Origin of the sequence: Streptomyces sp. NBC_00076 (assembly GCF_045041235.1) — a bacterium.
Classification (GTDB): domain Bacteria; phylum Actinomycetota; class Actinomycetes; order Streptomycetales; family Streptomycetaceae; genus Streptomyces.
In genome coordinates, this window is the sequence record NZ_CP108242.1 from 8236543 (window position 1) to 8250568 (window position 14026).

The following is a 14026-nucleotide window of genomic DNA, read 5'->3' on the forward strand; positions in this document are numbered from 1 at the left end:
GTCCAGCTTTGTCCGCCATGCGGACATCCTTGTCCCGAATGGCGAGACGAAGGTGTTGTCGGTCACATGATGCGCAGGCGGTCTTGTCCGCGCAGGTCAGGCAGGGTAGGCGCCAGGCCAGGGGCCGGGTGCGGTCACCTGGGGCTGCTCCTCGACCTTGGTGTCGAAGAGCTTGAAGCCGCGCCGGAGATAGTTGTCCATCGCGTGCTCGCCGTCCAGGGTGCAGGTGTGCAGCCACACCCGCTTGGTCGGCGGTACCCCGGGCTGACGGTCCGCGAGGTCCCAGGCGCGGGCGATCCCGTACGACAGCAGGTGCCCGCCGATCCGCCGGCCGCGGAAGGCCGGGATCAGGCCGAAGTAGGCGATCTCCACGACCCCGTCGTCCTGCGCGTCCAGCTCCACGTACCCGGCGGGCGTCCCCCGGTCGTAGGCCACCCACGTCTCCACGCCCGACCGGTCCAGGTACTCCTGCCACCGGGCGTACGTCCAGCCCAGCCGGTCGATCCACCGGATGTCCCCGCCGACGGACGCGTACAGGAAGCGGCTGAACTCGGGGGAGGGGACCTCGGAGCGCACGATCCGCACGTCCCCCTCCGGCGCGGCGGCCGGCAGGAGGTCGGTCGGGGAGGTCTGCTCCAGGGACCAGGTGGTCACGGGGATGTTGGTCATGACGGTCAGGGAATCACGACCGCGATCGGTCTGTCGATCGCCTGCCCGGCCGCCTCACGTGCGCTGCCGGGCCGACGCGTCGCTACTTCAGGGCCTTGTCGATCGACGCCAGCGGCAGGGCGAACAGCATCCGCTCCGACTGGGTCCACACCTCACCGCTCTCCTCCCAGTAGGAGAGGGACGGGGTGTCCGGGATCCAGCAGTTGCGCCGCTCCTCGGGCCCGCACCGGGTGGCCTGCGCGCCGTCCCGGTTCTGCCGCCACAGCGTGCCGTGCCCGTCGCCGGAGCCGACGCGCGCCACGTACCAGTTGTCGCGGTACGACAGGACGCCGCCGATGTCTGAGCCCTCGGTCTTGTACGCCTCGGAGGGGCCGGCGCGGCCGGTGGTGTCGGTGGCCAGCAGTCCGGCCCGGGCGGTGTGCGTCGGGGCCGTGGAGGCCGGGGCCGTGGAGAAGGAGTAGCGCCACAGGCGGGCGGGCCGGTCCTCGTCGGCGGCGGGCTGCGAGCTCGCGACCAGGCTGTCCGGCCTCGTGGTGCGGTCGAGGGAGATGTTCTCGGGTCGGACGGCGCCGTCCGCGCCGGTCAGCCGGTACGACCCGACGGCGGGCAGCACGTACCGGTAGCCGTGCGCCGACCAGCCGTCGCCCACCCGGCCCACCGCGTCCGCGTCCACCGTCGTGCGCTGGACCCGGTTCATGTCGTACACGTACAGGGCGTCGCGCCCCTTGTCGCCGGCGGTGACCAGCAGTTTGTCCTGGTACCAGACCATGCCGGACAGCCGCGAGGCGAGCGCCCGGTAGTCACGGCCGCCGTCGACCGGGACGACCAGCAGGACCCAGGTGTAGCGGAGGCGGCCCAGGTCGTTGGCGTCGACGAAGGCGACCCGGGCGAGAGCGCGGCCGGGCGTGTCGGCGGCCTGGGACCAGCCGGAGAGGATCACCCGGTTCTGGCGCCAGACGCCGTCGTCGTCGGCGTCCCCGGAGGTGGTGACCGCGCCGGCCCGCCAGGAGCGGGTGTCGGCGGCGCTCCAGCAGTAGGCACGGGTCGCGGCGGGCTCGACGGGCAGCGCCGTGCGTTCCTCGCCCGCGCAGGAGCCCGGGGCGCGCAGGCTGTCGTCGGCGTCGTCGAGGACCGCACTGACGCCCACCGGCCGGCCCATCGCCGAGGCGAGCCGGTCGAGGGAGCGCTGCGGCACCTGCTTCGCCTGGAGCTCCAGCGCGGCGGTGTCGGTGGCCGAGGAGAGCGGCTTCAGGGCCCCGGGGTTGCCGTCGACCGTGGCCTGCGAGGCGCTGATCAGGGTGGCCGCGCCCGTCAGCGCGAGAGCGGTCCCGGCGAGGAAGGCACGCAGTGCTCTGCCCCGCTTGCGCCGACGGTGTCTGCCGCGCTGTTTCATGCATCCTCCCGAGGCGGGCAACTGCGCCTGGTGATCCGTACGTTGACCGAGGAGCAGGTGGGGTGGCCCGTAGACGGATGCTACGGCAGTCGGAGGCCGTGGGGGACGAAGACCCTGCAATTATGCGGAAGATGTACTCCTGGGGCGCTCAGGTTGTCGCGACGGCGTGCGGCGGCTCGACGTCCCGTTCGGGTCCGCTCGACGTTCCGTTCGGGTCTGCCCGGGGTCTCGTGCGGACCGGCTCCGTGGCGCGCGCGGTCACCACCGCCGGAGCCGTCGAGTGCGGCAACAGGTCGCGTGGGTCGGCGGGCAGGAGCACCTCGACCTCCGCGTCCTCGCCGAATCGGTACGGCCGGTGCTCCAGCAGCCCCCCGAGATAGCGCCGTACCCGGGACATCTCGGCGCGCACGGTCACCGTACGGGCCGGGTCGCCGAACATGTCCTCCGCCAGGCCCGCCGCACTGCGGCCGGTCCGGTGCCGGGCCAGCAGGTACAGCAACTCGGCGTGCCGGGGTGTCAGTTCGTGGCTCCACGAGCCCGCGCAGCCCGACACGGTCACCGAACAGCGCCGGGGCAGCGCCAGGTCCAGCACGATCCGGGTGATGCCGCCGGGCACCGGCTCCTCGGCGACCCGGACCAGCCAGCCGCCCGCCAACGGCTCCAGCGCGCACAGTCCGAGCGACGGCAGCCACCGGCGGCCCGGAGACAGCGACTTGGGCAGCGGCACCCGGTTCGTGTACGGCATCCCGGTCACCGTCGCGGTCCAGCCGTCCCGGTCCACCACCACGGCCCGCCCGTCGAGCCCCGCCAGCACCGGGGCGCCCACCGCGCGCAGCCGCTCCAGCGAGGCCAGATGCAGCTCCCGCAGTCTCGACTCGGCGAGCTTGGCCACCGAGTCCACCCAGGCGAGCGTGGCCGGGTGCATGGTCTCGAGCGGTCCGCTGACGTCCACCACGCCTATCAGCCGCCCGTCCCGCGGATCGGTGATCGGGGCGCCCGCGCAGGTCCAGGCGGCGTGCGAGCGCACGAAGTGCTCGGAGGCGAAGACCTGGACGGGACGCCGTACGACGGCCGGAGTACCCACGCCGTTGGTGCCGACGACGTCCTCCCGCCAGTCGGCGCCGAGAGCGAAGCCGAGCCCGTCGGCCTTGTGCAGCACGGGCGAACTGCCCTCGCGCCACAGCACCCGGCCCTCGTCGTCGGCGATCACCATGATGTGGTGGGCGACGTCCGCGACCGACAGCAACCCCTCCCGCAGCACCGGCAGCACATGCCGCAGGGCCGTCGTCTCCCGGCGCCGCCGCACCTCCTCGTGGGACAGCAGCCCCGCTCTGAAGTCGTGGTCGGGATCGACCCCGCCGCGCAGCATCCGTCCCCAGGACTGCTCGATCACCGGGCGCGGCGCGACGGGCGCGCGTTGCCCGGACAGCCTGGCGGAGCGGACCTCGCTGAGTACCCGGGCCGCCCGCGCCGAGTCCACGACGGCGAGCCGCGTCACGTCGGTCGGCGAGAGCGCCACTGGTCTCCCCCTAAGCAGGCTCGGGACAACCGGTGGGTGCCGTCTTTCGGCCACGGCCGACCGGTCCGTCTTGACTGTCCGTCTCATAGTGCCGTCTGCCCCGGGACGGAAGGGCACAGTCCGCACACAGTCACCAACAAGTTGCAACCCCTTGCAACCCTGGTGGGTCGGCCGCACTGTGCTTGACACTTGAGCGACGCTGCCCCGAGCGGTGTCACCGGCCCGGAACGGGCCCAGGGCGGGGGTGGTGCCGTGTCGGCGCAGCATCACCCCCGCGTCCCGTGCGCGGATGCGGGCACCGCGTGTCCGGGGCGCTCAGATCGGGCCGCAGGCGGATCAGGCCGTCGGGGGCCGCCGACGGCTCAGGACTCCGGCCGTGCCCGTTCCACCACGGACGCCAGGTCCAGGGTGCTGGGCAGGGTGCCGAAGGCCGCGCCGCCGTCGCCGCCCAGGCGGCCCGCGCAGAACGCGTCGGCGACCTCCGGCGGCGCGTACCGCACGAGCAGCGAGCCCTGGAGCACCAGCGCCAGCCTTTCGGCCAGTCGCCGCGCCCGTCCCTCGACGCCCTCCAGATCGCCGAGTTCGGTCAGCAGGTCCTTGACCGCCGCGTCCAGACGGTGATCGGCGCCGCGTGCCTTGCCGACCTCCATGAGGTAGGCGTTCAGGGCCTGCGGCTCCCGCTGCAGCGCCCGCACCACGTCCAGCGCCTGGACGTTCCCGGCGCCCTCCCAGATCGAGTTGAGCGGCGACTCGCGCACCAGCCGGGGCAGACCGGACTCCTCGACGTACCCGCTGCCGCCCAGGCACTCGGCGGCCTCGACCGCCACCGGCGGGCACCGCTTGGTCACCCAGTACTTGGCGGCCGGCACCGCGATCCTGAGCAGCGCCCGCTCCTGCTCGCCACCGTCGTCGTAGGCCGCCGCGAGCCGCAGTGCGAGGGTGGTCGCCGCCTCGGACTCCAGGGCGAGGTCGGCCAGCACGTTGCGCATCAGCGGCTGGTCGGCGAGCGGGTCGCCGAACGCCTCGCGGTACGTGCAGTGGTGGACGGCCTGCGCCACGGCCTGCCGCATCAGGCCCGCCGACCCCAGCACACAGTCGAGGCGGGTCGCGGCCACCATGTCGATGATGGTGCGTACCCCCCGCCCCTCCTCGCCGACCCGGCGCGCCCAGGTCCCGTCGAACTCGACCTCCCCGGAGGCGTTGGACCGGTTGCCCAGCTTGTCCTTGAGGCGCTGGATCATGAACACGTTGCGGTCGCCGTCCGCCAGCACACGCGGCACCAGGAAGCAGGTGAGCCCCTCCGGTGCCTGCGCCAGCACCAGGAACCCGTCCGACATCGGCGCCGAGCAGAACCACTTGTGGCCGGTCAGCTCGTAGGTACCGTCCTCCGCGAGGGGGGTGGCGGCCGTCGTGTTGGCGCGTACGTCGCTGCCGCCCTGCTTCTCCGTCATGCCCATTCCGAACAGCGCCCCGGCCTTGAGCGGGGCCGGTCGCAGCTCGCGGTCGTAGACCATGGACGTCAGCCGCGGCTCCCACTCCGCGGCGAGCGCGGGGTCGGTGCGCAGGGCGGGCACCGCGGCGTGGGTCATGGACAGGGGACAGAGATTGCCGGCGTCGACCTGCGTCCACACCAGGAACGCTGCGGCACGCCGGACATGCCCGCCGGGCCGTGTCCAGGCCGCGGTCAGGCCCGCCGAGACGCCCTTGCCGAGCAGCCGGTGCCAGGCGGGATGGAAGTCGACCTCGTCGAGACGGTGGCCGTAGCGGTCGTGGGTGCGCAGCCGCGGCGGGTTCTCGTTCGCCTGCGTCCCCCACTCCTGCGCCTGTGCCGAACCGGAGGCCCGGCCGAGCGCCGCCAGCTCGCCGTGCACCTCGTCGAGCAGATCGGGGTCGGTGTGCCGCTCCACCGCGGCCGTCAGGGCGCGGTCGGCGGTGAAGACGTTGTATCCGACCAGCGGCGGAGGCTGATTGGTCACGGTGTGGGTGCTGCCTGCCATGTCACGCAACCTACCCGTCATGCCGGAGGTCACCACCATGACATGGCGCGCGGAACGGGCATGACATGGTGCGGGGCGGCACGGGTGGGTGAGGTGGGCAGTGCGGTCCACGGTCGCACCGCCCACCTCACCCCCCGCGCGGCCCACCCGCCCGGCCTTCCGGCAAGCCCCTCAGACGAGCCCCGCCAAGGCCGCCGGCACCTCCGCTTCCGTGACGTCCGCCGGCCAGCCCTCGCGGTAGACCGTGTCGAGGTAGCGCTCGCCGAGGTCCGGTGCGATGGCCACGGCCGTCAGCTCGCGGCCCCCGTGCCGGGCGAGCCACTGGCCCGCCCCGCTGACCACGGTCCCGGTGGAACCCCCGAAGAGGAAACCCCGACCGGCCAGCAACCGGCACACCCGCACGGTGTCCGTCTCCTCGACGTGGACCACGTCGTCGACGTACGACTCGTCCAGCAGCGGCGGCGGCACGCTGGTGCCCAGCCCGGGGATCATCCGTCGGCCCGGGGTGGCGCCGAAGGTCACCGAGCCGACACTGTCGACGGCGACCACCCGTACCCGGCGCCTCCACTGCCAGAACCAGCGGGCGCACCCCATCAGGGTCCCGGTGGTGCCGGCCCCGACGAACAGGACGTCCAGGTCCGGGAAGCTGCGGGCGATGGCTGGCGCGGTGGTGCGGAAGTGCGCCCGCCAGTTCCCCTGGTTGGTGTACTGGTTGAGCCACACGTATCTCTCGTCGGCGGCGCACAGGGCCCGCACGTACGCGATCCGGGCGCCCAGGAACCCCCCGTGCAGGTCCGGCTCGTCGATCACATGGACATGGCTGCCGAGCGCCTCCATCAGGCGGACGCTCGCCCGGTTGCAGCGCGCGTCGGTCACGCACAGGAACCGGTGACCCCGGCTCGCCGCGATCATGCCGAGCGCCACGCCCAGGTTCCCGGACGACGACTCGACCAGCACCGAGCCGGGTCGCAGCCGGCCCTCACGTTCGGCCGCGTCGACCATCTCGGCCGCGGCCTTCAGTTTGACCGACCCGGCGAAGTTGAACCCCTCGCACTTCAGATACAGGGGAAGCCCCAACGCGGCCCGCAGGTCGACGTAGAGGTCCTCCTCGTTGAACTGCGCGGGATCGGAAATGACGGGCATGCCGCCCCCCTCCTCGTGCACCACGTGCCCGCGGTCAGCCGTACCGGCGCAGCTCGTGGAAGAACCCCTCGACGACGCGCAGTTCGCCCTGCCGGGCCACCTCGTCGTGGACGAACCTGCCGACCGCGAGATCGAGCACCCCCAGCCCGAAGGGCGAGAACACCACCGTGCGGTCCGTCGGGACGGCGACCCGCCCGGTCAGTACGTCGTCCAGCGTGCCGTCCACGAACTCCCGGCTCCCGGTGACCTGTTCGGCCAGGTGCGGGGAGGTCTCCGCCTTCAGACAGTGCTCGACGTCGTCGACGAAGTTGGCGGACCCGAGCAGGATCTGCGGTGCGAGATCCCTGAGCGAGACGTGTAGCACGAGCGGATGGTGCTCGAACCACAGCGGGTCGTGGACGTGCGGCGTGGACGCGACCGTCGCGAACACCAGCAGGTCGCTCGACCGGACGAGGGATTCGGTTCCCTCGTGCACGGTGATCCGTCCCTGCGCGCCCGACCGCTCCAGGTACCCCCGGAAGCCCGCCGCGCTGTCGGCGGACAGGTCGTACACGCCCGTCTCCTCGAACTCCATGCCCGTGGCGGTGAGATGGGTGTGGATGTAGCGGGCGATCAGCCCGGTGCCGACGAAGCCGACCCGCCGCGGCCGCTCCCGCCCGGCGCCGAGCGTGTGGGCCGCGAGCGCCGCCGAGGACGCCGTGCGGGTGGCGCTGATGACCGAACTCTCCAGACAGGCGTACGGATAGCCGGTGTCGGGGTCGTTGAGGATCAGCACCGCCGACGCCCGCGGCAGCCCAGACCTGGTGTTCTCCGGGAAGCTGGAGATCCACTTCACGCCGTCCACCCGAAGCGGCCCGCCCAGCGAGGCGGGCAGCGCGATGATCCGCGAGGAAGGCCGGTCCGGGAAGCGCAGGAAGTACGACGGCGGGTTCACCGAGTCACCGGCACCATGCAGCCGGTAGACGGCCTCGACGAGGTCGCCGATCTCCGACTCCCGTCCGCGCAGCGCCTGTTGGACCTGCTCGCCGGAGATCACCGAGAACGGCGGCACGCTCGCCACGGTGCTCATACGGTCCTCACCTCACAGTCGGAGCGCCGCACCGGGTCGCCCAGCGCGGCCAGCACCTCGCGCGGGCCGTCGAAGGGCTCCCGGCTGTGCGCGGTGCGGATGTTGTCGACGAGCAGCAGGTCTCCGGCGCGCCACGGCTCGCGCACGGTGTGGGCCTCGTACACCTCGTTGACGGTGCGGACGAGGTCCTCGTCGATCGGGTCGCCGCCCCCGAAACGGGTGGTGAACGGCAGCCCGTCGGGCCCGTACACGTCCACCAGGTACTCGCGGACCTCGGGATCCATCGTCCACTCGCTGAGGAAGGCGATCTGGTTGAACCAGCAGCGGCGGCCGGTGACCGGGTGGCGGACCACGGCGCTGCGGTGCTGGCTGGTGCGCAGGGAGCCGTCCGGCCGCCATTCCCAGGCGATGCCGTGGCCGCGGCAGTAGCGTTCGACGGCGCCGCGGTCGTCGGTGCCGAAGGCCTCGGCCACCGACGCGCCTATCTCGTCGTTGTACGTGCGGTTCAGCAGCCAGCCCTCCCGTTCGAACCGCTCGGTCAGGTCGGCGGGCAGCGCGTCGAGCACGGCCGAGCCGTCGGCCACACAGGTCGCGCCGCCCGTTCCGGGTGCCTCCAGGCAGGCGAACAGCAGCAGGCCCGGGAACTCCAGCGCGTAGCTCGCCTCGTGGTGCATGCACATCTGCTGGTTCGCCGGCCACTTGGTGGAGGAGTACACGCCGTCCGCGTACCGGCGCCTGGGCGCGAAGGGCTCCCGGTCGGCCATCAGTGAGCCGGCCAGCCGACGGAAGACGGCTTCCGTTGCGGCGGCGTCGGTCAGGCCCAGCCCGCGGACCAGGACCGAGCCGTGCCCGGCGACCGCGGCCCGCAGCGCGTCGCGGTGCGCGGCGGCCCAGCGCGCCGGATCGCCGGCGGCCTCGGCGTACACAAGGGGCGGACGACCGGGTGCGAGCTCGACGTCGGGGAGCAGCGTCGGAGACGAGGGCGACATCTGGATGTTCCTTTCGGGCGGTGCGCTTGAGCGGTCGACCGGGGACGGGCGCCCGCGGTTCACCGTGTTCCTCCGAAGGTGCCTCGGCCTTCAGGTCGGGGAGGACTCGGACTCCTGCGGGGCAGGGCAGGAAGCGGGATATCGCCCTCAGGGCGAAACACCGTCCACCTGATCGGGTAAGCTGCACGCCGTCCGTTGCGAGAACCAAGCGCGTACACCGTGTTGATCGAGAGCCAAGACAGCACATGCACCACCAAGCTTTGCCGTATCAAACCGGGCTGGTTTCAACCCGGCTGGTGTTGATCGTGGAAGACCTGTTGGGTCGCTGACCCGCAGGCTGCGTGAGCCAGGAATCCCCAGGCTTCAGCTGGGGGAGGATTCAAGAGGCCGGTCGTTCGAGGAGCCCGGCCAGGTCCGCGAGGACCGGACGGCGGATGACGTCCTTGAGGGTGATCGCCCGGTTCAGGGCGATCGCCAGTTTCACGGCGGCCAGCGAGGTGCCGCCGCGGTCGAAGAAGTGGTCGAGGCGGCCGATCCGGTCCTCGGGGACACCGAGCACCTCGGCCCAGGCGGCCGCCATCCGACGCTCGTCAGGCGTCCCCGGCCGGTCCGGTGTCCCGGTAGCCTCGTCGATCCCCGCGTCGAGGTCCTCGGCGAGGGCGGTGAGCGTGAGGCGGTCGGTCTTGCCGTTGGCGGTCAGCGGCAGCCGCTCCCGCCAGTGGACGACCGCCGGGACCATGTACGCGGGCAGCGAGGCGGCCAGCCGCTCCCGTACCGTGTCCGCGCCGACGGGCTCGGGACCGGTGCAGAACGCCGCCAGCCGGGTGCCGCGGACCACGACCACCGCGCCGTCCCGGACGCCGGGCACCCGCAGCAGCGCGTTCTCGATCTCGCCGATCTCGATCCGGAAGCCCCGGATCTTCACCTGGCTGTCCCGGCGGCCGAGGAACTCCAGCTTCCCCCCGGGCAGCCAGCGCCCGTGGTCGCCGCTGCGGTACAGCCGCTCACCGGGCCGGTACGGGTCATCGGTGAACGCGGCCTTCGTGCGCTCGGGATCGTTGACGTACCCGCGGCCGACACAGACCCCGGAGAACACGATCTCGCCCGGCGCCCCCAGCGGCACGGGCGTCAGGTCCTCGTCGACGACGTACACCCGCACGTTGGCGATCGGCCGCCCGAGCGGCACCCGGTCCTCGTCGGGCACCCGGCGCATGACCTCGTGGTTGGTGTCGTCCGAGGTCTCCGTCAGCCCGTACGCGTTGACCAGGGGTGTCCCGGGCCGGGCCGCGAACCAGCGCTCGACCAGCTCCTTCTTCACCGCCTCGCCGGTGACCGACACACAGCGCAGGTCCGGCAGTTCACGCGGCCGCTGCTCCAGTTCGGCGAGCACGGCCTCGAGATACGACGGCACGAGCTGGAGCACATTGGCCCGGCCCCGGACGACCGTGTCCACGAAACGGGGCACGTCCAGGATCGTCTCCTGGCCGACCAGCAGGGTCCGCCCGCCGGCCACCGGCGCGGCCAGCAGCTGCCACAGGGAGATGTCGAAGCACTGGGGCGCGGTCTGTGCGACCACGTCCCCGGCGCCGATACCGAGGTCGTCGAGCTTGGCGAGCACATGGTTGAGGAACCCGGCGTGCTCGCACATCGCGCCCTTGGGCTCGCCGGTGGAGCCGGACGTGAAGTAGATGTAGGCGAGTTGACCGGCCGAGACGGGCACCCCGAGATCGCCGTCCGGGTGGGCCTCGGCGTACGCGTCGGCCACGAACAGGGTCCGGGCCGTCCCCTCGACGGCGGCGTCGCTGCCGTGCTCGGTGAGGACGAGGGCGCAGCCCGCGCGGTCGAGTGTGGCCGTGACCCGCGCGGCCGGGAAGTGCGGCTCGACCGGCAGGTACACCCCGCCTGCCTTGAGCACGGCCAGCACGGCCGCCATCCAGTCCAGGTTCCGCTCCATCACGACGGCGACGACGCCCTCACGCTCCAGGCCCCGTGCCAGCAGGGCCCGGCCCAACGTGTTGGCCCGCGAGTTGAGTTCGGCGTAGGTCCAGCACCGGTCGCCGTGGACGGCGGCCACCGCGTCCGGGTGGGCGGCGGCGCGTTCCTCGAACAGTTCGTGGACCCGTCGGTCGGGCAGCTCCCGGCTCGGTCCCGCCAACTGCTCCAGCTGGTACCGGAGTTCGTCCTGTGACAGCAGGCTTCGTCGCCCGGGTTCGGCGAGGGCGGTGAGGTGGTAGCCCGCGATCCGGGCGGCAGCCTGGGCGTCCAGGAGATCGGTGCGGTACCGCAGCCGCAGTGTGCGGTACCTGACGCTCACCCACAGCCCGGAGTCGTCGGTGGTGTCGGTGGTGGTCTCGCTCTCGCCGGACAGCGCCGCCAGGACCCGGTGGTGGGCGGCGAGCACCTCGGCGGGCCCGGCGGCCACCCCCGCCGGAAGCGGCACGTCGTACTCGGCCGTACCCGGCACCGGATCGAGCGCCCAGCGCGGAACTGTTGCCATGACGGTTTCCCCCATTGCCCTTGCATTGCCCCTGCTGTCGCGCGCCGCGCGCGTGTGCAGCGTCTTGTGCCTGATGTGCCTGCTGTGTCTGTTGCGCCTGTTGTTGTCAGGCGGGCCGCCGTGCGACCGCCGGATTGCCGCCCCACCGCGCCCCCGGTGGCATCTCCTCGCCCTTCATCAGGAAGGAGTCGGGAGCGAGTACGGCGCCGTCCCCCATCGAGACGCCGTAGTGCACGAGCGAGCCGGTCCCGAGCGTGCAGCCGGCGCCGATCGTGATGTGGTCGGACTTGTAGGTGCCGTCCTCCTGCGAGTGGGCCTGCACCTTGGTGTGCGCGGCGAGTGTGCAGTCGTCGCCGATCGCGGTGAGCGTGCGCTCGGTGATGGAGCAGCCGTCGTCGAAGACCCGGCGGCCGAGCCGGACGCCCAGCAGTCGCCAGACGAGGTTCTTGAACGGGGTCCCGTTGAACACCACGAGGTGGTGGGCGGGCACCTTCCACAGCCGTTCCTGATGCCAGAAGCGCGGGTCGTAGATCGAGCACAGCAGGGGCCGCAGTGGCCGGAAGTGCCCGATCAGCCGTTCCACCAGGACGTAGTAGAAGACGGTGAACACCAGCGCGGCCATCAGGGACGCGCCGATCAGCGGGCCGCCGGCGGCGCCGTGGACGCCGTACAGGTCGACCGCGGTGAAGCCGAGCACGGTGAGGCCGAACCAGTGCAGCCAGCGGATGAACAGGAACAGGCCCATCGAGCGCAGGTTGTACCGGTTCTTCGCGCCTAGCCGGCGGCGCAGTTCGTCACCCTCCCGGAGATGGTCGAAACGGGTGTCGCGCTCCACCGAGCGGGGGATCTCGAAGCAGGGCGAGCCGAGCAGGCCCACGCCCTCGCGGATCTCCCCGTCGAGCGGGACCATCACCTTCGTCGCCAGCAGGACGTTCTCGCCGGTGCGGCCGCCCGCCGGATAGGCGATGTGGTTGCCGAGGAAGTTGTGCGGACCGATCGTGGTGCGCGAGACGCGGAAGGACGTGGCGGAGAAGTCGGCGTTCACGATCGACAGCCCGTCGGCGACCATGGTGCCGCTGCCGACCGTGGCCAGGTACGGCGTCTCGTGCTGCACCTCGGTACCGAAGTTGGAGCCGGTCTGCTCCACCGCGCGGAGGTCGTAACCGAGGGCTCGCAGATAGGGGACGATGTACGAGCTGTCGCCGCACAGCCACGTGAAGAACTTGATGTTGGTCAGCCGGGCGATCGCCCGGTGCACCGAGTAGTGGAAGCCGTAGAGCGGGTAGACCCGGTCCGGGCGCAGGAACGGCCGCAGCAGCCGGGGCACCAGGGTCACGATCGCCAGGCCGATGACCAGGAAGGCCGTGAACAACGCGAGGGACAGCGCGAGCGCCTCGACGTAGAAGCGGGCCGAGGCCAGGTCCTGGGAGTCCGGGGCGAACAGCACCTCCAGCTCGGGGGCCGCTGTGAGCAGCAGATGCGCGCCGCCGAGGCCGAGCGGGACGTACAGCAGCAGCGTCTGGAGCAGGCCCGCCAGCCCGTATCCGAACCGGCGTGCGGTGGAGCAGTGCGCCGGCGGGATCCGGACGTGGTCGATGTCGGTGCGCTGGGCCGGTGAGCCGTGCCAACGCTGTCCCGCCGGGACCGCGAGGCCGTCGTACAGGGCGGAGGAGTGGCCGAGCTGGGAGTCGTCGCCCATCGTCGTGCCGATGTCGAGGACGGTCTTCTCGCCGACGTACACCCCGCTGCCCAGGGTGACGCGACCGGTGCGGATCCGTCCGGCGCGCGCCTCGTAGCACAGGAAGTGGCAGTCCTTGCGGATCACCGTGCCGGCGCCGATGGTCAGCAGGTCGGTGCAGACCGGCACCGAGCGGGACAGGATCGTCACGCCGGGGCCGATGCGCGCGCCCAACGCCCGCAGGTACAGCACGTACAGGGGGCTGCCGACGAACAGGACCATCGGGTTGGCCCGCAACAACGCCTTCACCGTCCACCAGCGCAGGTGGGCGAGGCTCCAGACCGGGAACGCGGTCTCCTTCCAGCGGCCGACCAGCAGCCACTTCGCCAGCACCGGAAGAGCGCAGGCGCCGGCGAACAGGGCGCTGCCGAAGACCACCGAGCGGCCGTAGACCGCGGCCACGCCGTCGGCGCCGGCCACCCAGTCGTATCCGCGGGCGGTGGCCGTCCCGGCGAGCAGGCAGTACCCGGCGAAGACGAGGAACTGCAGGGTCCCGCACAGTGCGTACCGTGCCGTGCTGCCCGGCTCGTGCGGCTCGGCCGGGACGGCCACGGGTGCCTCGGCCGGTGTCTCGGCGAGGGCCGCCGCCAGCCGGCGGATCGTCGGATGGCCGTAGACGTCCCGCATGGAGACCGCCGGCAGGTCCGGGCGTTTCCTGACCCGGGCGCAGAAGTGGGCCATGACCAGCGAGTTGGCGCCCAGATCGTCGAAGAAATGGCTGTCGACCGGTATGTGTTCCTTGCGTACTACACCGGCCAGCACCTCGGCGAGAACGCTTTCGGTGCCGGCGCCGGAATTTCCCCCCACGGGCGCTCCTTGATGCAGTTTCTGAGGCGTCGTACATGAAATGCGACAAGACGAAAAGAAGAGGAATGTGATGCCCGCGTGAAAGGGGTGATGTGATGACGGGATGCGATGGCGCCCTGGTCAGGGGCGTTTCAATGCAGACGAATTCTTGCGAGGAATTCATGAACGGTTCAAGGGCGTTTCAGTCATTGGCGCTTTTTCGGTG

The 14026-nt window shown here is 71.8% G+C and carries 9 protein-coding genes; all 9 read right to left on the reverse strand.

Annotated elements, in window-relative coordinates; all coding sequences use genetic code 11:
• Positions 1 to 96 precede the first annotated feature (96 nt).
• Positions 97 to 669 (reverse strand): GNAT family N-acetyltransferase, encoded by a 573-nt coding sequence (locus tag OHA64_RS37005; RefSeq protein WP_405620765.1) that lies wholly within the window; start codon positions 667 to 669, stop codon positions 97 to 99.
• Positions 670 to 751: 82 nt separating this feature from the next.
• Positions 752 to 2062 (reverse strand): hypothetical protein, encoded by a 1311-nt coding sequence (locus tag OHA64_RS37010; RefSeq protein ID WP_405620767.1) that lies wholly within the window; start codon positions 2060 to 2062, stop codon positions 752 to 754.
• 148 nt (positions 2063 to 2210) lie between these two features.
• On the reverse strand, positions 2211 to 3581 hold the full coding sequence (locus tag OHA64_RS37015; RefSeq protein WP_405620769.1) for a GAF domain-containing protein: 1371 nt from the start codon (positions 3579 to 3581) through the stop codon (positions 2211 to 2213).
• 362 nt (positions 3582 to 3943) lie between these two features.
• The gene (locus tag OHA64_RS37020) at positions 3944 to 5578 is read right to left on the reverse strand and encodes an acyl-CoA dehydrogenase family protein (protein WP_405620771.1); all 1635 of its coding nucleotides are present in this window, start codon (positions 5576 to 5578) and stop codon (positions 3944 to 3946) included.
• A gap of 171 nt (positions 5579 to 5749) precedes the next feature.
• The gene (gene sbnA / locus OHA64_RS37025; RefSeq protein ID WP_405620773.1) at positions 5750 to 6721 is read right to left on the reverse strand and encodes a 2,3-diaminopropionate biosynthesis protein SbnA; all 972 of its coding nucleotides are present in this window, start codon (positions 6719 to 6721) and stop codon (positions 5750 to 5752) included.
• A 34-nt stretch (positions 6722 to 6755) separates the two neighbouring features.
• Positions 6756 to 7790 carry a 2,3-diaminopropionate biosynthesis protein SbnB gene (gene sbnB / locus OHA64_RS37030; RefSeq protein ID WP_405620775.1) on the reverse strand — a complete coding sequence of 345 codons (1035 nt, stop codon included), beginning with the start codon at positions 7788 to 7790 and terminating at the stop codon, positions 6756 to 6758.
• A complete protein-coding gene (locus tag OHA64_RS37035) occupies positions 7787 to 8779 on the reverse strand; it encodes a TauD/TfdA family dioxygenase (protein WP_405620777.1) in 993 nt (330 codons plus the stop codon). Before OHA64_RS37035 ends, sbnB begins: the two co-directional genes overlap by 4 nt.
• Positions 8780 to 9158: 379 nt before the next feature.
• Entirely contained in the window at positions 9159 to 11276 is a 2118-nt protein-coding gene (locus OHA64_RS37040; RefSeq protein WP_405620779.1) for a non-ribosomal peptide synthetase, read from the reverse strand.
• A gap of 106 nt (positions 11277 to 11382) precedes the next feature.
• Positions 11383 to 13821 carry a Pls/PosA family non-ribosomal peptide synthetase gene (locus tag OHA64_RS37045; protein ID WP_405620781.1) on the reverse strand — a complete coding sequence of 813 codons (2439 nt, stop codon included), beginning with the start codon at positions 13819 to 13821 and terminating at the stop codon, positions 11383 to 11385.
• Between the last annotated feature and the right edge of the window lie 205 nt (positions 13822 to 14026).